Source organism: Novosphingobium resinovorum (assembly GCF_036352595.1).
Taxonomy (GTDB): Bacteria; Pseudomonadota; Alphaproteobacteria; order Sphingomonadales; family Sphingomonadaceae; genus Novosphingobium; species Novosphingobium resinovorum_B.
In genome coordinates this window covers 79,199-101,776 of the sequence record NZ_JAZFAX010000015.1, presented here as the reverse complement: position 1 = coordinate 101,776, position 22,578 = coordinate 79,199, and the positions used below count along the sequence as shown (strand labels likewise).

The 22,578-nt window shown below is 68.8% G+C and carries 17 protein-coding genes; 8 read left to right on the top strand and 9 right to left on the bottom strand.

What is annotated here, in order from left to right:
* Window positions 1-8: 8 nt before the first annotated feature.
* Together V2S85_RS15345 and V2S85_RS15340 are read right to left on the bottom strand one after the other, a co-directional pair.
* Window positions 9-1,436 (bottom strand): glycoside hydrolase family 125 protein, encoded by a 1,428-nt coding sequence (locus tag V2S85_RS15345; RefSeq protein WP_330703715.1) that lies wholly within the window; start codon window positions 1,434-1,436, stop codon window positions 9-11.
* A complete protein-coding gene (locus V2S85_RS15340; protein ID WP_419198204.1) occupies window positions 1,433-3,784 on the bottom strand; it encodes a GH92 family glycosyl hydrolase in 2,352 nt (783 codons plus the stop codon). The genes V2S85_RS15345 and V2S85_RS15340 overlap by 4 nt, the downstream gene beginning before the upstream one ends.
* A gap of 98 nt (window positions 3,785-3,882) precedes the next feature.
* On the opposite strand from V2S85_RS15340, the gene V2S85_RS15335 reads away from it, so the two are divergent.
* A complete protein-coding gene (locus V2S85_RS15335) occupies window positions 3,883-4,377 on the top strand; it encodes an Lrp/AsnC family transcriptional regulator (protein WP_330703714.1) in 495 nt (164 codons plus the stop codon).
* Between the two features lie 3 nt (window positions 4,378-4,380).
* On the opposite strand, the gene V2S85_RS15330 is transcribed toward V2S85_RS15335, so the two are convergent.
* The 6 genes from V2S85_RS15330 to V2S85_RS15305 all read right to left on the bottom strand — a co-directional run bounded on the left by V2S85_RS15330 (window position 4,381) and on the right by V2S85_RS15305 (window position 11,643).
* Complete coding sequence (locus V2S85_RS15330) at window positions 4,381-5,673, bottom strand: MFS transporter (protein ID WP_330703713.1); 1,293 nt, start codon at window positions 5,671-5,673, stop codon at window positions 4,381-4,383.
* Between the two features lie 107 nt (window positions 5,674-5,780).
* On the bottom strand, window positions 5,781-6,515 hold the full coding sequence (locus V2S85_RS15325) for an IclR family transcriptional regulator (protein ID WP_330703712.1): 735 nt from the start codon (window positions 6,513-6,515) through the stop codon (window positions 5,781-5,783).
* Window positions 6,516-6,635: 120 nt separating this feature from the next.
* Window positions 6,636-7,400, bottom strand: a complete 765-nt coding sequence (locus V2S85_RS15320; protein ID WP_330703711.1) for an SDR family NAD(P)-dependent oxidoreductase — start codon at window positions 7,398-7,400, stop codon at window positions 6,636-6,638.
* Between the two features lie 142 nt (window positions 7,401-7,542).
* Window positions 7,543-9,030, bottom strand: coding sequence for an aldehyde dehydrogenase (locus V2S85_RS15315; protein ID WP_330703710.1), 1,488 nt, complete (start codon window positions 9,028-9,030; stop codon window positions 7,543-7,545).
* A 59-nt stretch (window positions 9,031-9,089) separates the two neighbouring features.
* A complete protein-coding gene (locus V2S85_RS15310; RefSeq protein WP_330703709.1) occupies window positions 9,090-10,340 on the bottom strand; it encodes an FAD-dependent oxidoreductase in 1,251 nt (416 codons plus the stop codon).
* A gap of 262 nt (window positions 10,341-10,602) precedes the next feature.
* Entirely contained in the window at window positions 10,603-11,643 is a 1,041-nt protein-coding gene (locus V2S85_RS15305; RefSeq protein WP_330703708.1) for an ornithine cyclodeaminase, read from the bottom strand.
* Between the two features lie 228 nt (window positions 11,644-11,871).
* Between V2S85_RS15305 and V2S85_RS15300 the strand changes: the two genes are divergently transcribed.
* From V2S85_RS15300 to V2S85_RS15275, 6 genes are all read left to right on the top strand, one after another.
* A complete protein-coding gene (locus V2S85_RS15300) occupies window positions 11,872-14,031 on the top strand; it encodes a TonB-dependent receptor (protein ID WP_330703707.1) in 2,160 nt (719 codons plus the stop codon).
* Between the two features lie 157 nt (window positions 14,032-14,188).
* Window positions 14,189-14,719, top strand: a complete 531-nt coding sequence (locus V2S85_RS15295; protein ID WP_330703706.1) for an RNA polymerase sigma factor — start codon at window positions 14,189-14,191, stop codon at window positions 14,717-14,719.
* 93 nt (window positions 14,720-14,812) lie between these two features.
* The gene (locus tag V2S85_RS15290) at window positions 14,813-15,802 is read left to right on the top strand and encodes a FecR family protein (RefSeq protein ID WP_330703705.1); all 990 of its coding nucleotides are present in this window, start codon (window positions 14,813-14,815) and stop codon (window positions 15,800-15,802) included.
* A gap of 148 nt (window positions 15,803-15,950) precedes the next feature.
* Window positions 15,951-19,520 (top strand): TonB-dependent receptor domain-containing protein, encoded by a 3,570-nt coding sequence (locus V2S85_RS15285; RefSeq protein WP_330703704.1) that lies wholly within the window; start codon window positions 15,951-15,953, stop codon window positions 19,518-19,520.
* A gap of 26 nt (window positions 19,521-19,546) precedes the next feature.
* On the top strand, window positions 19,547-20,137 hold the full coding sequence (locus V2S85_RS15280) for a biliverdin-producing heme oxygenase (RefSeq protein ID WP_330703703.1): 591 nt from the start codon (window positions 19,547-19,549) through the stop codon (window positions 20,135-20,137).
* 15 nt (window positions 20,138-20,152) lie between these two features.
* Window positions 20,153-20,926: an energy transducer TonB gene (locus V2S85_RS15275; protein ID WP_330703702.1), complete on the top strand. Its 774-nt coding sequence runs from the start codon at window positions 20,153-20,155 to the stop codon at window positions 20,924-20,926.
* A 7-nt stretch (window positions 20,927-20,933) separates the two neighbouring features.
* On the opposite strand, the gene V2S85_RS15270 is transcribed toward V2S85_RS15275, so the two are convergent.
* The gene (locus tag V2S85_RS15270; RefSeq protein WP_330703701.1) at window positions 20,934-21,812 is read right to left on the bottom strand and encodes a 3'-5' exonuclease; all 879 of its coding nucleotides are present in this window, start codon (window positions 21,810-21,812) and stop codon (window positions 20,934-20,936) included.
* 70 nt (window positions 21,813-21,882) lie between these two features.
* Here V2S85_RS15270 and V2S85_RS15265 point away from each other — a divergent pair, with 70 nt between their 5' ends.
* A complete protein-coding gene (locus V2S85_RS15265) occupies window positions 21,883-22,575 on the top strand; it encodes a hypothetical protein (RefSeq protein WP_419198205.1) in 693 nt (230 codons plus the stop codon).
* Window positions 22,576-22,578: the final 3 nt, after the last annotated feature.

The window sequence follows — 22,578 nt, the reverse complement described above, 5'->3', positions numbered from 1 at the left end:
CCCGGGCGCTACCGCAGCAGGCGCGGCCGGCGCCGTTCCAGATCCAGGATCAGTTCGCCGAACAGGCCGTTGGCCCAGGCGAACCAGGGCCGCGTGAAGCGCTTGGGATCGTCCTTGTGAAAGCTCTCGTGCATGAAGCCGGTGCCGCCGTGCGATGCCTTGAGCCAGGCGAGGCACTGACGGATCGTCGCGTCGTCGTCGCTGCATAAGGCACGGGTGATGATCGACATCGGCCAGATCATGTCCATGCCCACATGCGGCCCGCCGATGCCCTGCCCGGCCCGTCCCTCGAAGAAGTACGGATTGCGCCCCGACCACGCCAGCGCAGCAGTGCGGCGGTAGAGCGGATCGGCACGGTCCGCCGCGCCCAGCAGCGGCAGGGCGGAAAGGCTGGGGACGTTGGCATCGTCCATGAACACCGTGTTGCCATAGCCATCGACCTCGTAGGCCCAGACCTGACCGCCGCGCCCGTCGTCCATCCGCCCCCATGCCCGAAGCGCGGCCTCGACTTCGTCCGCCAGCGCCGCGCAGTCCTGCGCCGCCGCGCCGTCGCCGCGCGCTTCCTGGTGGATCCTCGCCAGCATCCGCAGCGCCGCGACGGCGAACAGGTTCGACGGGATCAGGAAAGGATAGAGGCAGGCGTCGTCCGAGGGCCGGAACATCGAGTGGATCAACCCCACCTTGCGCGTGGGCGCGCCGTAGCCGCCGAACATCAGCGTCTCGGTCGGCGAGGTGTCGCGGCGCTGGAAATGGTAGGGGCCGGACCCGTCCTTGCGCTGCTGTTCACGCAAGGTCGCCACCGCGCGCGCAGCTCCGGCGGACCACAGCGCATCGAACGGCGCCGCGTCCCGCGTGGCGCGCCAGTAGGAATGGGCGAGCCGCATCGGGTAGCATAGCGAATCGACCTCCCACTTGCGCTCGGCGACGCCGGGCTTCATCTCGGTCCGGTCGGAGACGGCCGAAAGGCTGGAGCGCGCACCGGGATCCTGCATGAAGGCGTTGGCGTAGGGATCGATCAGGATGCAGCGCGCCTGCCGCTGGATCAGGCCGTGGAACAGGCGGCGCAAGTCGGCGTCCTGCGCCGCCAGATGTACGTAGGCCTGCACTTGCGCCGAACTGTCGCGCAGCCACATCGCGGCGATGTCTCCGGTGATGACGAAGGCATCGGGCTTGCCCTCGACCTCGCCCATCCGCACCGTGGTGTCGAGCGTGTTGGGATAGCAATTGCCGAAAAGCCAGGCGAGTTCGGGATCGCCCAGCCCGGCCTGCACCCGCGCGATCTCCGCCTCCACCGCCGCGCTGGCGAAGCGGCGGTCGGCTTTGGCGGGGCGCTTGTCAGGAAAGCCTTCGGCACCGCTGGCACCGCGCGGCAAGGCGACTGCGGAGAGCGTCAGCATCGCCGCTCCGGCCAGCATTTCACGGCGCTGGAAGGTCATCTTTGCAGTATATCCTCGGTTCGATGGGGGCGGCTGAGCGAATAGGGCGCATCGGCGCTGGCAGCGCCCCACGCGGGGTTGGGCCGAGGGCCCATGACGAAGTGCAGGACGCCCCCTGCCCGCAGCGCCTCCCGCGAGAGCCAGGGCCGGTTCCACGGCTGGCCGTTCAGGCTGGCCGACTGGATGTAGACGTTGCCGGGCCCGTTACCCTCAGCCTCCACCGTCAGGATGCGACCGCCCGGCATCGTCAGGCGCACGCGGCGAAACAGCGGGCTGCCGATCGCGTATTCGCCGACCGCGGGCGTCACCGGATAGAAGCCCAGCGCCGAAAACACGTACCATGCCGAGGTCTGCCCGTTGTCCTCATCGCCGGGATAGCCGTCGGGAGTGGCGGAATAGAGGCGGCGCATCACCTCGCGCGCGTGGGCCTGCGCCTTCCACGCCGCGCCCGCCCAGTCGTAGAGGTAGATCATGTGCTGGACCGGCTGGTTGCCGTGGGCATACTGCCCCATGTCCGCCACCTGCATCTCGCGGATCTCGTGGATCACCTGCCCGTAATAGCTTGCATCGAAGCGCGGCGGGGTGGTGAACACGCCGTCGAGACGATCGACGAAACGGTGCTCGCCGCCCATCAGGTCGATCAGCCCCTGCACGTCCTGCACCGCCGACCAGCTGTATTGCATCGCATTGCCCTCGGTGAAGGCATCGCCCCACTTCAACGGATCGAACGGCGCCTGCCACGAGCCGTCCCGGTTGCGCCCGCGCATCCAGCCGGTCTGCGGGTCGAACAGCTTGCGATAGTTCTGCGCCCGCCGCGCATAGCGCCGGGCATCCGCCGCCTTGCCGAGCATCCCGGCGAGGCGCGACAGGGCGAAGTCCGCCGTCGCATACTCCAGCGTCCGCGCCGCGCTTTCGGGGATCCCGGCGTCGTAGGGCACGTAGCCCAGACGGTCGTATAGCTCGATCCCTTCGCGGCCCACCGCGCGCAGCACCCGCCCCTCGCGGTCGATGGGTCGCCCCGCCGAGGTCGTCGCATTGCGCACCATCGCCTGGTAGAGCGTATCGACGTCGAACCCGCGCACCCCGGCGGCATAGGCATCCGCTATGACGATCGCCGAGTTCGAACCGATCATCATGTCGCGGTGCCCCGGGCTCGCCCACTCGGGAAGCCAGCCCGATTCACGGGTGGCATTGGCAAGGCCCTGCATGATCTCACCGTCGCGCTCGGGATACATCAGCGCCAGGAACGGGAACACCGCGCGCCAGCTGTCCCAGAAACCGGTGTCGGTATAGAGCGGCCCTTCGTGGACCTGCCCGTCATAGGGGCTGTAGTGAAAGCTCCTGCCCGCCGCGTCGATCTCGTGGAACACGCGCGGAAACTGCAGCATGCGGTAGAGCGCCGAGTAGAAGGTGCGGCGATTGTCGATATCGGGATCGTCGACGGCGATGCGCTGGAACTCGCTTTCCCACGCCTGCCTCGCCTTCGCGCGGGTCTGCTCGAAGCCATCGGTGCCGATTTCGGCATCGAGGTTGCGCTGCGCCTGCTCGGGGCTGATGAACGAGGATGCGACCTGGACGCCGACCTGCTCGCCCGCCCGCGTCCGGAACGTGACGACGGCGCCGACATGGTCGCCCTCCCGGCTCGCCGCGTCGCCCAGCGTGCTCCCGTTGCCCTCCCAGGTCCGGCTCACGGTGAAATCGTGATCGAACCGCGCCACGAAGTAGTTGGCGAAGTTCCCCGGAACCCCGCCCTTGTTGTTGCGCACATAGCCGAGGATGCGCCGATGCTCCGGATCGATCCGGACCATCGCGCCGCCGGCATGGGCATCGAGCAGGATATGGGCCTCCTCGCTCGCGGGGAACGTGAAGCGGAACTGCGCCGCCCGCGCGGTCGGCGCGACTTCGGCGGTGACGTCGTAGTCCGCCAGGTAGACCCGGTAGGCGTAAGGGTGGCTTTCCTCCGCCTTGTGGTCGAACCAGGACGCGCGATCATCCTCTCCGACGCGCACAGGACCGGTTTCGGCGAACAGCGAGAAGGCGCCATAATCGCCCATCCAGGGGCTCGGTTGGTGCGTCTGGCGGATGCCGTTGATACGGCGTGCGCCGTAAGTGTAGATCCAGCCGTCGCCCGCCCTGCCGGTAGCCGGCGTCCAGGCGTTCATGCCCCAGGGCACGACTACCGCCGGATACGTATTGCCATGGGACAGCTCGGGACTGGAATCGGTTCCCATCAGCGGATTGGCCAGATCGACGAGTGCGGGCTGCGGCTCCGGCTGCGCCATTACCGCCGGTGCCATCGCTAGCGATACCAGCGCCAGGGGGGCCAGCAGACGATGGTTCAGCTTCACTCTCGACCTCTGTGCCTTCACCGCGTCAGTCGATACGCGATGCCGGCCCCGGCGCAAGGTCAAAGACTTACCCACCGGCACGGCCGACCTTGCCCCTCATGGCGGGTGACCGGGCCGCGCGGCTTTCCTATGGTCACCCGGCAAGACCAAGTCCGACGGAGCGAATCCTGACCGATCTCGACACTCTCGACCGCCAGCTCATCGCGCTCCTGCGCGAGGACGGACGCGCGCCGATCTCCAAGCTGGCGCAGATCCTCGACGTCTCGCGCGCGACCGTGCAGGCGCGGCTCGACCGCCTGCTCGATACCGGCGCGATCCTGGGCTTCACCGTGCGCGCGCGCGAGAGTGCCGGGCGGCATGTGCGCGCCATCGCCATGGTCGAGGTGGAAGGCCGCTCCACCGCCGCCGTGATCCGCCTGATGCGCGGCATTCCGGAGATCCGCGCGCTGCACACCACCAACGGCGCCTGGGATCTGGTGGCCGAGATCCAGGCCGCGGACCTCCCCGAATTCGACCGCGTGCTGCGCGAACTGCGCTCGATCGACGGCGTGCTCAACAGCGAGACGAGCATCCTGCTGCGCTCGCTGAGTTGAGGCTCACCGTCGCGGCAGCGCCAGGACCGCCGCCGCCGCGACGAGGCCGCCCGCCCCCATCGCCAGCGACACCAGTTCGAGCGAGCCGCCGCCCGCGAACAGCGCGCCTGCGATCACCGGACCCAGCGCTGAGCCGCCCCGGCCCACGCCGATCACGAAGCCGGTGCCGCTCGCGCGGATCGTCGCCGGGAACACCCCGGCCACCACCGGATAGAGGCCGACCACCCCCGCGTTGATGAAGAACCCCGCGACCCCGACCACCAGCGAAAGCGCGGTCAAGGTCTGCGGCACCACCCCCAGCAGCGCGATCACCCCGAACCCGATCGCCATGACCGCCGCAAGCGTCGGGCGCATCGGCAGTTTCTGCGAGGCGAGCCCGATCGCCACCGCGCCCGAAAGCGTCCCCACGTTGGCGCATACCAGCACCCGCCCCGCCTCGGCGGCGGTGAAGCCCATGTCGACGACGATCTTGGGCACCCACTTCTGGACGTAGTAGAACAGCATGATCTGCGCGAAATAGGCGAAGGTCAGCAACACCGTCGGGCGCAAGTAGTCCGGCGAGAACAGCGTCGCGATCGAGGGCTTGGCGTGGCTCTGCGGCTGCGGCAGCACGCCCAGCGGCGCCCGACCAAGCCGCGCGAGCACCGCGTTGATCCGCGCCAGCGCATCGACCGGCCGCCGCGAGGCGAGCGAGCCGATCGATTCCGGCAAGGCGAACACCGCCACCGGCAGCAGCACCGCCGTCATCCCCGCGCCGAGCAGGAAGATCCGCCGCCAGTCCCCGGCATCGGCGAGCAGCAGCGAGGCCAGCATCCCGCCCAGGATCGCCCCTACCGAATAGCCCGCGATGTTGAACGACAGGTTCATCCCCCGCCGCCGCGCGCTGGAGAATTCGGCCACCATCGCGCTGGTCGAGGACAGCATCCCGCCGATGCCCAGACCGGTTACGAAGCGCGTCGCGGACAGCATGGTGAGGTCGGCCGCGAAAGCCGCGCAAAGCATCCCCGCGGTCATCACCACAAGGCAGCCCAGGATCGTCGGTCGCCTGCCGATGCGGTCGGCCAGGTTGCCGATCAGCACCGAGCCGAGCGCCATGCCCAGCAGTTCCATCGACAGCACCACCCCCAGCACGCCGCGATCGATGCCCCATTCGGCGGCGATGCCGGGCGCGGCGAAGCTGATCGCCAGCACGTCGAAGCCGTCGAGCGCGGTCAGCGCGATGCACAGCGCCACCACCGTCACCTGCAGCCGGTGCATCGGCCCTTCGTCGAGGATCGTCCCCGGATCGTTGTTCATGCCTCTCCCTTTCCGCCGCTCATGCGGACGTGTTCCGGTCTGTTACGCGCACGCGCCATCGCGCCCCGGATCACGTCCGGGACTGCGCCGCCGCGTGGCCGTATGCTTCAGTCGTCGATGGCGGGCAGTGCGGCGATGTGGCGCTGCATGATCGCCGCCGTCGCCGCGCGCTGGTCGAGACAGCGCGAGACCGGCCCGACCACCACGATCGATAGCCGGCGCGGCCCCGGCAGCGGCAGCGCCACACCCGCCAGATCGGGCGTGTACTCGGCGTTCGACTGGTGCCACCCGCGCCCCTGCGCCGCCGCCAGTTCGGCCTCGATCGCCGCCGCCGAAAGCGGCGTGGTGCCCGAGAACCGCGCGAAATCGACGCGGGTGTAGAGCTTGTCGCGCTCGCCCGGCGTCATCTGCGCCAGCAGCGCCCGGCCCGCCGAACTCGCATGGATCGGCACCCGGTCCCCGGCCTTGGCGAAGTAGCGCACCGAATGGCGCGATTCCTCGACATGGATGTGGACGGCCTCCGTCCCTGCCGCCGCCGCGATCACCGTCGTCTCGCCGGTCGCCTCCAGCAGCGCATGGGCCAGCGCCAGGAACGGCGTCGGCAACGGCTCGGCCTGCCCGACCGCCTCGGCCATCACCCCCCAGCGCGGCGTCGGATAGTAGCTCCCCCGCGCGCGCGGCTCGTAGAGATAGCCCTTGGCCACCAGCGTCTGGACGATGTTGAAGGTGCTCGAACGCGGCCACTGCAAGTCGATGGCGATCTCCGCCGCGCTCGCCGGGCGCTGGCGCCGGGCGAAGTATTCGAGGATTTCCAGCGCGTTGGCTGCCTGTCTTACCAGCATCGTCTGCAATCGTCCGCCAAAGTGAAGCCCATGTCCCCGCCTGAAGTGCTTCGGGCGCGGGCCGGTATTGCCAAACCGGCGCCCGAAGCGAAAGGCCCTGATGGGACGGGCCCCACATCGTCAGCGCGCCGTGAAGCCGCCGTCGACCGGGATCGCCACGCCGGTCACGAAGCTCGCCTCGTCCGAGACCAGCCACAGCGCCGCGTCGGCGACCTCGCCCGGCTGGACGAGGCGGCCCATCGGCACCGCCGCGACCAGCTTGGCCTCGTTCGCGGCGGCCTCGGCCGGATCGCCGCTGCGGCCGGTGAAGCCCTGCTTCATGGGCGTGTCGGCAAGGCCGGGGCACACCACGTTGACGCGGATGCCATCCGCCGCCATCGCCAGCGCCAACGACTTGGTGAGCCCCACGACGCCCCACTTGGCGGCCGAATAGATCGGGCTCATCATCGAGCCGACGAGGCCCGAGATCGAGGCGGTGAACACGATCGCCCCGCCGCCGCGCTTGCGCATATAGGGCGCAGCGGTGCCGGCCCCCAGCGCCGCAGACGTGACGTTGAGCGCGATGGTGCGGTCGAACGCCTCCAGATCGAGATCCTCGACCGATGCCGGTCCCGGCATCCCGGCATGGGCCCACAGGATGTCGATCCCGCCCAGCGCCTCGGCCGCCTCGTGGATCGAACGACGCGCGTCCTCGGCGCTCGACAGGTCGGCGACGTGGGCGCTCACCTTGTCGGCGCCGAACTCGGCGACGAGTGCCGCAAGGGCGTCCGGGTTGATGTCGATCGCCGCGACTTTCGCGCCTTCGCGCACGAAGCGCTCCACACCCGCGCGGCCCATGCCCGATGCGGCGGCGGTGACGACGGCAAGCTTTCCTTCAAGGCGCATTGGCCTCTCCTCTTTTTGGAACTTTGACTTGAAGACGTGTTCGTCATCCCCGCGCAGGCGGGGATCCATCTCGTGAAAGTGCCTTCCGCACCACCATCAGATGGGTTCCCGCCTGCGCGGGAATGACGAGGGTGGGCTATTCTCAGGCGTAGGGATCGGCGAACTTGCCGGTGGTGGAGATCACGGTGGTCCGCGTCTCGAGGTAGGAATCGAGCGATTCGATGCCGTTCTCGCGGCCCCAGCCACTGGCCTTGAGGCCGCCGTAGGGGGTGGACCAGCGGATGTAGCGGTAGGTGTTGACCCAGACCATGCCCGCCTCGATCCGGTTGGCGACCCGGTGCGCGCGGCCGACGTCGCCGGTCCACAGCCCTGCCGTCAGTCCGTAGCGGGTGCCGTTGGCGATCGCGACGGCCTCGTCCTCGCCGTCGAACGGGATCAGCGCGGCGACGGGGCCGAAGATCTCCTCCTGCGCGATGCGCATATTGGGATCGACGGCGGCGAAGGCGGTCGGCTCGACGAAGTAGCCGCCCGACAGGCCATCACGCTCCACGCGCGCGCCGCCGGTGACCAGTTCGGCGCCTTCGGCCTTGCCGATATCGATGTAGGAGAGCGTCTTCTCCAACTGCTGGAGATGCGCCTGCGGCCCCATGTGCGTCGCCGGATCGAGCGGCATGCCGACCCGCACGCGCGCGGCGCGCTTGCGGAATTCCTCGACGACATGGTCGTAGATCGGCCGCTCCACCAGTACGCGCGAGCCCAGCGCGCAGCTCTGCCCGCACAGCGTCCAGACCGAACCGGTAGCCGCATTGAGCGCCTGGTCGACGTCGGCATCGGCGAAGATGATGTGCGGCGCCTTGCCGCCCAGTTCGAAGCTGAAGCGCTTGAGCGTTTCGGCGCCGTTGCGGATGATGGTCTTGGCGGTCTCGCCCTCGCCGGTGAAGGCGATCTTGTCGACGCCGGGGTGGGCGACGAGGTGCGCGCCCGCAACCGGGCCGTCACCGGGGACGATGTTGACGACGCCCGCCGGGAAGCCCGCCGCCTCGATCAGCCGGCCCAGCGCCAGCGACGAGGCCGGGGTCTGCTCGGCCGCCTTGAGCACCACGGTGCAGCCCGCCGCGAGCGCCGGGCCGAGCTTCCACGCCGCCGCCATCAGCGGCACGTTCCACGGCGTGATGGTGCCGACGACACCGACCGGCAGGCGCGTGGTGAAGGCATGGACGCTGTCGTCCATCGGGATCGTGCGCCCGCCCATCTTGTCCGCCAGCGAGGCGTACCAGTGATAATACTGCGCGTGCATGCCGACATCGAGGCGCGATTCGCGGATCGCGCGGCCATTGTCGCGGCTCTCGATCGTGGCGAGCTGCTCGACATGGGCGGCATAGAGGTCGGCGAAGCGGCGCATGATCTGCGCGCGTTCCCACCCCGCCATGCGCCGCCACGGCCCTTCGAAAGCCTCACGCGCGGCGGCGACAGCCAGGTCGATGTCGGCGATGCCGCCATAGGCGACCTCGGCCCATGCCTCACCGGTGGCGGGATCGATGCTGCCGCGCACGCCGCCATCCACGGGCGAAACCCAGCGACCGCCGATGAAAAGCTTGTCGAAGGTCTGGGGAATCAGTTCGGACGTCAAGAATCCTCTCCTTACGAGTCTCTATTTCTGGATTCATTTGTCCATATTTATGGATTTTATCAAGCCCTGCCGTCATGCTCCCGATGCGAGGCGAGCAGAAAACGCGATTCCGGCGGCGCGCCATCGATCAACGCGGTGATGTATGTGCCGATGGCGGGGCCATGCTTGAAACCGTGGCCGCTGCCGCCGCCGGCGATCCAGAGGTTGTCGGCTTCGGGGTGGCGGTCGATCAGGAAATTGCCGTCGTGGGTGTTCTCGTACTGGCAGACGCGCTGCTCGACGAGTTGCCGGTCGGCGAGGTCGGGGAAGCGGCGGCGCAAGTAGGCGCGGACCTGGGCGATCGCCTCGGGGCTGACGGTGCGGTCGCCCTGGTCGGGGTCGATCACCGCGCCATTGCGGTCGAGCGCGATCTTGAAGCCGCGTGCCTCGATGTCGGGGAAGCCGTAGTGCAGGTCCGGGCTGCTGACGTCGACCCAGGCCGGCAGGTTGGGCGGGGCGAAGCGGGCGTCCCCGGCTTCGGGCGCGAAGAAGAACACGTCCTTGTGGACCGGTACGATGCGCGCGCCGACCACTTCGGGAAACAGCTTGGGCAGCCAGGGTCCGCAGGCGAAGACGAACTTGTCGGCCGCGACGGTCTCTCCCCTGATGCTGGTGATGGCTTCGAGGCGGCCGCCCTTCACCACCGGAGGGGCCACCGCCATCTGCCGGTAAGTTCCTCCGGCAGCTACGAAATCATCGCGCAGGACTTGCACCGAGCGGCGGGCCATGAGCGGGCCCATGGTCGGTTGCAGCAGGCCCACGGCGATGCCCGAGGTATCGATCTGCGGCCAGCGCCGCGCCAGTTCGGCGGGCGTGATCCGCTCCATCGGGATGCCCATCTGCGCGTGGAGCGCCGCGCTCCTGCCGATCAGTTCATCGACGTGGGGGTAGAGGTAAAGCGCGCCGGTGGCGTGGAACAGCGGCATTTCGTGCCGGGCCGAGAGCGCCTTCCAGTCCGCCAGCGATTCCCAGGCCCAGCGCGTGTAGAGCGGATCGCCGCGATATTCGGTGCGGATCAGCCGCGTCTCGCCGCCCGAAGTGCCGCGCGCATGCGCCGGTCCCCAGGCATCGACGAGCAGGACTTTGGCACCCGCCTGGCGGAGCTTCCATGCGGTCCAGGTGCCGAACACACCGGCACCCACGATGACCACATCGACACCTGAACTACGCCCAGTCGCCGCATCGGCGCCTCCCGGCGCGGCTATCGCCGCCGCCGCGGCAGTGGTCGCCGCCCCGAGGAATGCCCGCCGATCGAGTACCTGTCCGCTCATGTCTGCCCCCTTTTTTGTTCACATATCTAAATTCAATAATCCATATTCAGAGATCATATTGCTGCCCCTGCCGACCGTCCGGCAAGGCATCATTCGATGACATGGCGAGACTGTCGCGCCGCGCTTCCCCCGCAAACATCCAATCCTGGATCGGGCCACGGGTCCAAGCGGGGACAGGACACGAAACGAAACCGGCCCCCTTCCCGCAAGGAAAGAGGGCCGGACGCCGATGGGTTCACGCGGATGCGTGAAAGAGCAGCGCTCAGGCCACCGCGGCGAGCGGCGCGCGCTCCAGCGCGAGCACGCCGAACAGGTCACGCGGATCGGCGGGATCGGGCAGCAGGTCGAGTTCGTCGTGATGCCCGGTCTCCTGCGCCAGCTTGCGCAGCAGCCGCAGCGCCGAGAAGTCCTCGATCGCGACACCGACCGAATCGAACAGCGTCACTTCCTCGGCACTGCCGCGACCCGGCTTGCGGCCGGCGATCACTTCCCACAGTTCGGTGACCGGGAAATCGGCGGGCATCTGCTGGATCTCGCCTTCGATGCGGGTCTGCTCGGTCAGTTCGACGAAGACGTTGGCGCCGGCGACGATCTCGCGCTGGAGTTCGGTCTTTCCGGGACAGTCGCCGCCCACCGCGTTGAGATGGACGCCGCCGCCGACCATGTTGCCCGACAGGATCGTGGCGTGCGCCTTGTCGGCGGTGACGGTGGTGATGATGTCCGCGCCCAGCACCGCGCTGCCCGCGTCGGCGGCCTGCTCGATCGAGAAGCCGCGCCCGCGCATGTTGGCGACGAACTTGGCGGTCGCCGCCGGGTCGATGTCGTAGATGCTGAGGTCGGTCACGCCCAGCACCGCGGCGAAGGCCATGGCCTGGAATTCCGACTGGCAGCCCAGTCCCACCAGCGCCATGCGCCGCGAACCCGGCCGCGCCAGATGCTTCGCCGCCAGCGCCGACATCGCGGCGGTGCGCAGCGCCGTCAGGATCGTCATCTCGGACAGGAACAGCGGGTAGCCGGTCTCGACATCGGAGAGCAGCCCCAGCGCCACCACCGTCTGCAGGCCCTTGCGCCAGTTCTCGGGATGACCGTTGACGTACTTGAAGCTGTACTGCTCGCCGTCGCTGGTGGGCATCAGTTCGATCACGCCGCCCTTGGAATGGCTGGCAAGGCGCGGCTCGCACTCGAACGCGGGCCAGCGGCGATAATCGCCCTCCAGTTCGTCCACCATCCGGCGCAGGATCGTCTCGATCCCCACCTGCTCGACGATGCGGCGCATCTGCGAAATTCCGACGTACTGTACCATGCCGATCTCCTTTGCGCCGATCGTATGGTTCGCAGCATTGCACGCGCGATGGCCAAGTTGGCGGCAGACGCGCGCCTTGTTGCGCAATTTGCCAATCGCGATGCGACAGATTGCGCATCGCCCTCATGGCCCCTCTCCCCGCCCGGAAAGTCATTCATGTTTCCGCTATATTGCAATTAAGTCGCATTATAGGTAACGGGACCGAAATTCATGCATGGGGGATAAGAGATGCAGCGCTTCATCGTCGCCGGATTATCGGTACCGGCCATTGCCCTGGGTTCGACGGCCCAGGCCCAGGTTCAGGCGTCACCTGAGGCTTCGGGCGAGGCGCCGGACAACCGCGAGACCATTCTCGTGACCGGAACCCACCTCGAGAAGCCGGTCGTCGCCGGGAAGGCCGACATTCCGCTGCTGGAAACGCCGCAGGCGATTTCCGTCGTCTCAGCCAGCGACATCGAGGCGCGCGGCGTCACGCGGTTGTCGGAAGCGCTGCGCACGGTCGCGGGCGTATCGCGCAGCACGACCTACGGGTTCTACGATGCCTATACCATTCGCGGCTTCGACGCCGCTTACGGCAGCGTCTATCTCGACGGCCTCGTCAACGAGGCGGGCGTCGGCTTCAACCAGGAGCTTTCCGCCGTCGAGCAGGTGGAAGTGCTCAAGGGTCCGGCGTCGATGCTGTTCGGGCAGGCGCCGCTGGGCGGGCTCATCAACCTCGTCAGCAAGCGCCCGCGCGAGGACGCCTTCCTCAAGGTGACCGCCTCCACCGGATCGTGGAACCTGGCGGAGGGCACGGTGGACGCGAACGCGCCGCTGAACGGCGACGGCACGCTGCTGGCGCGCGTGAACCTGACCTATCGCGATTCGGACAGCTTCGTGCGCAATTCCGGGATCAACCGGATCTTCGTCGCCCCCGCGATCACCTGGCGGCCCGGCCCCGAAACGGCGCTGACGGTGCTGGGGCGCTACCAGCGCGACCACGACAACCCGATCTCGCCGGTCCCCGCCTACGGCACGGTGCTGCCGGGAGCGGTGGCGATCCCGGAGGACTTCTCGATCAACAACGGCGGCGACCAGCGGGTCGTCAACAATCGCGACCGCATCCAGGTCGGCTACATCTTCGACCACCGCTTCGGCGAGGGGCTGAGCGTCTCGCAGACGCTGCGCTATACCCGGCGCAAGGAATACTGGAACCGCTGGATGTTCGCCGCCGGGTTCATCGACGACGAAGGCAATTATTCGGACACCCCGACCGATACCATCGGCCGCTACTACTATGGGCCCTACAGTGCCACCGACAAGGATCTCGCGGTGGACACGCGCCTCAAGGGCAAGTTCAGGACGGCCGGCATCACCCACGAATGGCTGGCCGGCATCGACTATCGGCAGAACCGTAGCCGCTATTTCAGCGCGGGCGATTACGATCCGACCCATTTCCCGCTGAGCATCCTCGATCCCGACTATGACGCACCCTACGATACCAGTTCCGTGCAGGGCGCTCCGGGTGGCAGCAAGGCGCACCAGACGGGCATCTACCTGCAGGACCACCTCAAGTTCGGCGACCTCGTCACCCTGACGCTGGGCGGGCGTTACGACTGGGCGGAAGCCTCCGGCCAGAAGGACCACGCGTTCAGCCCGCGCATCGGCGCCACGGTCAACCTGACGGACGGCGTGAACGCCTATGCCAGCTGGTCGAAGTCCTTCCTGCCGCAGCTCTATAGCCAGCAGGTGGTGGGCTTCGACGAGGACGGCAATCCGATCGGCGGCCCTGTCCCGCCAGAGAGGGGCAAGAACATCGAGCTGGGCGTGAAGTTCGCGCCCGACGGCGGCCGCCTGAGCGGAAGCCTGGCGATCTACCAGCTGACCCGCCAGAACGTCACGACCTCGGACCCGGTCTACCTGGACTTCTCGGTGGTCACCGGCGAACAGCGGGCGCGCGGCGTCGAAGCCGAACTGCACTGGCAGCCCGTGACCGGGCTGAGCCTCGACCTTGCCTATACTTATGTCGATGCCAAGGTGACGAAGGACAACTTCTTCACCGTCGGCGCGCCGCTGTCGAACGTGCCCAAGCACAATATCGGGGCCTTCGCGCGCTACGAAGTGCCTTCCGGGCCGCTGGCCGGGCTGGGCGCGAGCCTGGGCGTGAGCTACAACAGCAAGCGCAACGGCGACATCTATTCGATACGCGAGGACGGATCGGTGCTGCTGTGGTTGCCGGCCTACACGCTGGTCGATGCCGGCCTGTCGTACCGGCTCGAGGGGTGGGGCGTGCAGTTGACGGTCGCGAACCTGCTGGACAAGCGCTACTTTCCCGACACCGGCGGCATCGACCGCGTGACGCCGGGCAATCCGCGCAACTGGCGCCTGACGCTCTCGCGGGAATTCTGAGGAAGGGGCCCTTCCCTCCATATTGCTGTTGATATTCATTATCGTTTGAAATACGAGCCGGGGGAACTCGCCCACCAAGGTCATCCGCCATGACGCCCACCTGGGCGATGTCCTCCCTCGTATCCTCCGGCGATGCCTTTCCGGCCCGTTCGCGCCGGTGAAGACGAATGCCTCCGCCCTGTCCCTGCTGATCCTGCGCGAGCGGCAGACGCTGCTGCGGGTGGTGGAGCGCATCGTGCGCAACTGGGCGGCGGCGGAGGACGTCACGCAGACGCTCTGGCTGAAGGTCCAGCGGGTGGACGATCATCCGCCGATCCTCAACAAGCGCGCCTACCTGTTCCGGCTGGCCACCAACCTCGCGCGTGATCGCCTTCGCGCCGATCACCGGCACGACGCGGTATTCGAAGGCGGGACCGTGCCGGAGCATGTTGCCGACGACAGCCCCGGCGCCGACCGGGCGGTGCTGGACCGGGAAGCGCTGGACCGGCTGCGCGACGTGCTGGGCGAACTGCCCGCGCGCACGCGCGAGATCCTCTACATGCGCCGGTTCGAGGAACTGTCGAGCGCACAGATCGGGGAGCGGCTCGGCATCAGCCGCCAGATGGTCAACCGCCACATCGCGCAGGCCATGGCGCATTGCCTCGACCGGCTCGACGAAGACGACGATGATGGCGCCGCCGATGCATGAATTCGCCTTCGGCCGTTTCCATTCCACGACGCCCGGCGTCATAGACATGGGAGCAAGGGCCATGACGCCCCGCTCCCGATGGTCGGAGAGACAATGACGATGCCTCGGGAAACGACGTCCCGGACGATCAACCGCGAAGCCGCCGCCTGGTTCGCCGAAAGCGAGGGCGGCGCGATGAGCGCGGCCGATGCGGCGCGGATGGAGGACTGGCTGGCCGCCGATCCGCTGCACGCGCGCGCCTATGCCCGCGCCGAGATGCTGTGGGCGGGGATAAGCCGGATCGACGCGGCATCGCCCGCGCCCGAATTGCCGCCGCTCCGGCCCAAGCCCACCGCCCAGCCCTCGCCGCGAACCGCGCGCGCCCCCGCCGCGCGCCGCGCCGCCTGGGGCAAGTGGGGCGGCGGCGCGATCGCCGCCGGTGTCGCGGCGCTGCTCGTGCTGGGCGCGGACCTGCCGGTCAGGCTGCGCGCCGACGCGATGACCGCGACCGGCGAAATCCGCGCCGTGGTCCTGCCCGACGGCTCCCGCGCGACGCTCGATACCGGCAGCGCCATCGCCTTTTCCGAAGATGGCCGCAGCGTCACGCTGCTGCGCGGGCAGGCCGCGTTCCAGGTGGCGCCCGACCGCGCGCACCCGTTCTCGGTCACGGCGGACGGCGGGACGACGACCGCGCTCGGCACCCGCTTCATCGTCCGGCGCGCCGATGCAGATACCCGCGTAGTGGTCAGCGAGCACAGCGTCCGGGTGGCGCTGGGCGCGCGGTGGGCGACCGTGCGCGAAGGCCAGGGGCTGGATTACGGCGATGCGGGGCTCGGCGCGCCCCGCGCCGTCGCGGTGGCCGACGCGGACGCCTGGACGCGCGGCAGGATCCGGGTGGTCAGGCGGCCGCTCGGCGAAGTGGTCGCCGAACTGGCACGCTATCATCGCGGATATATCGGCGTAGTCGATGGCGAACTGGCCCGGCGCACGGTCAGCGGGACGTTCGACGTGCGCGATCCGCTCGGCGCGCTCGACGTCATCCAGCGCACGCTGGGCATCCGTTCGACCCGCCTGACCGACGGCATGATCCTGATCCACGCCTGAAATGCCGCCTGAAATATTGGCCGAAACGGTCCGCGCAGAAAAATTCGCGGCCGCCGGTTTCCATATTGCCCTGCCCGCAGTCTTCATTATTGAGGTTGCATCGCATTAGCGAAAACCTCGATGTTCCGAAGATCGGGGGAAGCAAGACGTGATTTCGAAGTTCCGGTACACCCGCCCGCGCCGCCTGCACACCGCCGCCAGCGCATTCCTCCTTGCCGGCAGCGGGCTCGCCGCCGTCGCGTTTTCCGCCAGCCCTGCCCTGGCGCAGTCCGCGCGCGGCACCGAGATCGCGCCGGGCGCGCTTGCCGACGCGCTGAATACCCTTGCCGAGCAGAGCGGCGTCCAGATCCTCTACGACGCCGCCCTGACGGAGGGCCGCCGCACCGCCGGGATCAAGGGCCGCTTCAGCCCGACCCAGGCGCTGTCACGCCTGCTGGCGGGGACCGGCCTGACCTTCCGCCAGACCGCCCCGCGCGTCTACACGCTGGAGCGCGCGCCGCAGGCCGCCGCCGGCACGGTCCAGCTCGGCACCCTGCGCGTCGCGGGCGCGGACGACGCCGCCGGAACCGGCACCGCGCGCGGCGGCGAGGGATCGCTCGACCCCGCGAACCGGCCTTACCGCTCGGCCCAGAGCACCGCCTATATCTCGGCCGAGCAGATCGCGCAGAACCGCGGCACTTCGCCGGGTGACTTCCTGCGCGGCATTCCCGGCGTGCTCAACGGCGACAACCGCAATTCGGGCGCGCTCGACGTCAACATTCGCGGCATGCAAGGGATGGACCGCGTGCCGGTGGTGATCGACGGATCGCTCCAGCAGTCCACCGTCTATCGCGGCTATTCGGGCGTCGCCGGGCGCAGCTACCTCGACCCCGACCTGATGGGCAGCGTCACCATCGAGAAGGGCCCGAGCGCGGCGGCCGACGGCGTCGGCGCCACCGGCGGGGTGGTGCGCGCCAATACTGTCAGCGTCAACGACCTCGTCGCGCCGGACGAGAACTTCGGCATCCGCGTCAGGGCCGGGCTGCAGGGCAACAACGTCGATCCGCCCGAAGTCGGCGCGCTGGGCACCGGCGGCGGCACCGCCGACCGCTTCGACCGGCCCGGCCTGCTCGATCTCAACGGCTACAGTTTCAGCGTGGCGGCCGCACACCGCTTCGAAAGCTTCGACCTCGTCGCCGCCTATGCCCGCCGCAAGACCGGCAACTACTTCGGCGGCGAGCACGGCACCGTGCCCCCCGGCGGCACCAGCATCACGGGCGGCGTGCTGCAGCGCTACAATCTGGGCGAGGAAGTGCTCAGCACCTCGCAGGACAACACCTCGATCCTACTGCGCGCGATCGTGCGGCCCACCGACGACACCGCGCTCGACCTTTCGTACATGCGCTACGAGAGCGACTTCGCCGAGATGATGCCCTCGCAGATCATCCGCTTCGGAGGCGCCATGCAGTCCCCGCCGAGCCGCACCGAAGTCAACACCTACACCGCCCGGTTCCGCTGGAACCCGTCCGAGGGGGGGCTGATCGACCTGCACGCGGATGCCTGGGCGACCGACAACTTCACCAGCATCGCCACGCTCTACCGCTACAACTTCGGCACCGGCACCATCCTCAACCAGGATGTCGCCTATCAGAGCCAGTCGAACCGCTGGGGCCTGCGCCTGTGGAACGACAGCGCCTTCGCCACGCCGCTGGGCGCGGCGACGCTGAGCTACGGCGGTTCCTATACCCGCGAGCGGATCAAGCCGCCCAAGGGCTGGGAGGACTACAAGGACAACGCCGACTACGCGAGCTTCCTTGAGCCGCGCAACGGCTGGCGCAACGAATACAGCGCTTATGTCTCTGGCGAGTTGAAGCCGGCGGACTGGATGACCTTCGCCGCCTCGCTGCGCTACATCACGGTGGAATCGCAGGACTACAACCTCGTCAACATCAGTACGAGTTCGGCGCCCGATCGCGACTATGCCACCGGCCACAACCACGAGAAGAACAGCGGCGTCTCGCCGATCGTGTCGCTGACGCTGGAGCCGGTGCCGGGCCTGCAGGTCTTCGCCCGCTATGCCGAGGCCCTGCGCGCGCCGAGCCTGTTCGAATCCACCACCGGCTTCTCGTTCTATCCCGACCCCGACAATCCGGCCCGCCCCGAACGCGCGCGCAACACCGAAGTCGGCATCAATTACCAGGCCGACGGGCTGCTGGCCGCCGACGACCTGCTGCAGGCGCGCGTCAGCTACTATGCCAACCACATCGACAACTACCTGACGCGCGGCGTCAGCGACGGCCTGACGTCGGTGGTCAACATCGACAGCGCCGCCTTCCAGGGCGCGGAACTGTCGCTGCGCTACGACATGGGCAAGGTCTATGCCGAAGTCGGCGGCTCGCTGCTGACCTACCAGCAGTTCTGCGACACCGCCCATTCGTGCCGCAGCGGCGGCACCAGCAACAGCTACGTGCCCGCGCAGCTCCCCCCGCGTGAGAGCCTGTCGGTGACGCTCGGCACCCGGCTGCTCGACGAGCGGCTGCACCTGGGCACGCGCTACACCCACATGGGCAAGCGCGACGCCACCGTCTATACTTTCGGCGGCTCGATGACGACGGTGGACTGGCAGCCTTACGACCTGTTCGACCTCTTCGGCGATTTCCGCATCGACGACCGCTTCGGCGTCGAGTTCGGCATCGATAACGTGACCGACCGCTACTACATGGACGCGCTGACGCTGGGCCTGATGCCCTCGCCCGGCCGCACTTTCCGCGTCGGCTTCACCGGCAGCCTGGGCGGTCCACGCCGCCAGCGCTCCGATGCGGCGAGCGGCAATGCGATGGAGGCCTACCTCTCGGGCAAGAGCGCGGCCGATGGCTTCGACGGCGACTGGAGCGGCTTCCACCTCGGCGTGACCACCGGCTACGGGCAGGTCGTCAGCAAGGGCCGCACGACCGACGCGGCGGGCGTCGCCGATGCCATATCGGTCACCGAAAGCGCCGACGTGAACCACGGCGACATGCAGTGGGGCGGCCTTGCCGGCTACGACTTCGACCTCGGCGGCGACTGGGTCGCGGGGTTCGAGGCAAACTTCACGCGGATGCGCAATTCGACGACGCGCTATGCCATCGCGCAGGAAGTGCAGAACACGATCAACGGCTACTACAACATGGCCCCCGACCAGGAAGCGCAGGCGGCCACCAAGTACGACTTCGAATGGATGGCCACCGCCCGCGCAAGGCTTGGCTTCAAGACCGGCCGGGCGCTGTTCTACGGCATCGGCGGCGTGGCGTTCCTGCGCGAGAAGCAGCAGCGCACCCAGTACATCGATACCGCCTCGCCCGACAACCTCTACCCCGACGGGCCCTACGGCTACATGACCGAGTCCTCCTTCACCGAGAGCGCAAGGAAGACGCGCAAGGGCTGGACGATCGGCGCAGGCGCGGAAGTGGCGATGGGCAGCCGCTGGTCGCTGCGCGCGGAATACAGCTATGCCCGCTTCGCCGGCAAGGACTTCCGCTTCGACGATGCCCGCTCGGGCGTCGGCAAGTCCTATACCGTGCGGACGGTCGTGGGCTATGAGGACGTCCTGATCCCCGGCCTCGAGGAATTCGGGCCGTTCCCCCAGCCGATCTTCTCGTACCAGGACTACACCGGCACTTACGACGTCGTGAACGGACGCCGCGCCCGCAACTCGGCCGAGGTCCACGGGCTGACGCTGGGCATCAGTTATCGCTTCTGACCTTCCCGCCAATCATGGAGACGGCAATGACCAACGCAACGATCGAACTTCCCCGCGCCCGGCGGCTGAAGGCGATCACGCATGACGTGCACGAGGGCGTCGACCGCTCGGTGATGGAGGCCGCCTCCTTCACCGACCGGGCGCGCTATGGCCGGTTCGCGGCGATGCAGTACCGTTTCCACAGCGACATTGCGGCGCTCTACGGCGACGCGCAGCTGCGCGGGCTGCTGCCGGGGCTGGAGGCACGCCAGCGCCTGCAGCTGATCGCGGCCGACCTTGCCGACCTCGGCATCGCGGCGCAGGCGGCCCCTGACGGGCCGGTATTCGCGGCGGGCACCATCCCGGTGCCCGAGGCGCTGGGATGGCTCTACGTGGCGGAAGGCTCCAACATGGGCGCGGCGCTGCTGCGCAAGGACGCGGCGAAGCTGGGCCTCTCCGACACGTTCGGCGCCCGCCATCTCGCCCCCGCGCCCGAGGGACCGGCGGCGCACTGGCGCGCCTTCACGGCGGCGCTCGACGCTGCCGAGCTTGCGCCCGAAGACGAGCCGCGTGTCGAGGACGGCGCCCGCGCCGCCTTCGCCCGCGTGCAGGTGCTGATCGATGCCGGCATCGCCTGAAACCGGGGTGCGGCGGTGAAGGAAGACCGGCGCCTCCACCACCGGCCGGGCGCGTCCGGCGGTGAGCCCCTGGCAGCGGGCCCGGCCGGGTATGCGCCGCGCTACGGAGACCGGCCGACCGACTGGCGCGCGCGCCTGTTCGGTCTCGGCGGCACCGCTTCCGTTGCGGCGCTGGTGCTCGCCTGTGCCTTCTTCACCTGGCACGCGATCGCGCCGGCGGTCACCCCCGACGAGGCGCTGGTCGCCGTCCTGCAGCCGCTCGCCGCCCCCGACGAGCCCAGCGAGGACATCCCGGACGGGCCACGCCAGGTCGAGCAGGAACAGCGCAAGCCCGATTCCCGCAAGCCGGTGCCGGAACCTGCACCGCTCATCACCCCGCAGCCGGCCGCGCTGACGGTAGAAGTCGAGCCGCGCGCCGAAAGCGCGCGCCCGGTCGCCCCGGTGCCGCAGACCACAGCGCCCCGGACCCTGCCCGCGCCGCCGGCCCCGCGCATGGCGAACAACGCCGCGCAAAGCTGGGAGGCCCGGCTGCTCGCCCATCTGGAGAAGTACCGCCGCTATCCCCCGGCCGCCCGCGCCCGCCGAGACGAGGGGACGGTCTTCGTCCGCTTCCGCATGGACAGGGCCGGCAAGGTACTCGCCGCCGATCTGGTCCGCTCGTCCGGGGCCGCACTGCTGGACCGCGCGGCGCTCGACACCATCCGCCGGGCACAGCCGCTGCCGGCGATCCCGGACGAACGCCCCGCCCCGCTGGAACTGACCGTCCCGGTCGAATTCTACATCGGATAGCGCGTGGCTATGCCGGCCCCTTCAGCCGTGCACGCAGCATGGATTCGGTGACGATTTCGATCGGTCGGCCGGCTTCGCGCAGTTCGAGCGCCTTGCGGTAAGGCGGACTCGCCTCGACCCAGCGGCCGTAGGGATGCTTCGTCGCGACCGCCAGCATCGTCGTCGTCGTCCCCACCGAGCCGACGATCCGCGCCCCGGCGGCGGCGGCCCATTGCGCCAGCGGTCCGTCCCGCGCCTCGCCCAGCACCGCCACGCGCTGCCCGGCGAGCGGCCCCGAGGTAGCCGCCACCGGCGCCTTGGGACGGGTGCGCGAAGGCGTCGCCATCCAGCCTTCGAGGTCCATGCCGGTCTCCTCGATCGCCCGCAGGATCACCATGCCGGCGGCGCGGGCGTCGCTGAGCGCATCGTGGTGCCGGTGCTCCAGCCCCAGGAAGCTGGCGAGCACGTTGAGCCGGTGGCTCGGCAACTGGGGCCAGGCCTGCTTGGCCACCCGCACGCTGTCCAGCCAGCGCGTCTCGATCATCGGCCGCTCGCTCACCCGGCAGGCCGCCGCGAGCGCGCCCTTGTCGAACCACGAGTGGGCAACGGTGATCCGCCCGCCGAGGTGATCCGCCACCGCCGCGTGGATCTCGCCGTAACAGGGTGCCCCGATCACATCGCTGGCGGTGATCCCGTGGATGCCGACGTTGAACGGCGAGAATTCGTCGCGCGGGTCCACCAGCGTCTCGTAGGAAAACACCTCGCGCCCCTGCCGGAAGCCGACGATGCCGATCTGGCATATGCTGCTGACGCGCGAACAGGCGGTCTCGACATCGACCACGACGAAATCGGGCGCGGCGGGATCGGCGGGAACGGGCGTGTCAGGGCACATATCTGGCGAAGTCATGTCGCTCCCCTAGCAAGCCGAGGGCGTTCGGGCGAGTGCCGCACCTGCTTGACGCCGGGGACCGCAAGTGATCGAACCGGTCGCCGTGACTGACGATTCTCCCGAAACCGCATCGAAGGCCGAAGCCAAGGCGGAGGCCCGCGCGGACGAAGCCGCCGCCATCCGCCGCCGCTGGATCACCCTGGGCGAAGTGCTGACCGTCATCGCGGTCACCATTTCCGGGCTCACACTGTGGAACAGCTGGAGCCAGCGCAGCGACACCGAGGCGAGCAGGACCGCCGATGACCGCCGCGCCTCGGCCAGGGCGGCAACACTGGTGCTGACCGCCACCGGAGCGGACGACGACACCCTGGCCCTCAAGACCGCCTCCGCCGAGCAGTCGGTGCAGAGCCAGCGCATCGCCTTTCCGGCCGCGCTGGGCCTGTCGGCGGCCGAGACCACCGGCGAGCCCCGGATCGAGGCGGCATGGTTCGAAAGCGCGCTCAAGAAGGCCCGCAACGCGGCGAAGCTACCGGACAACAGCCGCGGCGACGAGAAGCTGCCGGTTCTCGTCACCACCCGCTTCCTGGTAGATGGCACATCGCACGAGGACGTCGCGCTCTATGAGATCGGCTACAGCATCTCCGGGCGCTGGCTGGGCGGGCACAGCATCACCTTGCGCGGCATATCGCTGCTGTCGCGTCCCCGTGGCGGCGCGGCGCAGGGCGCCCTCGACAATCGCTGGAAGCACCTGCTCGCCCAGGAACAGGCCGCCGGCAACTGACGG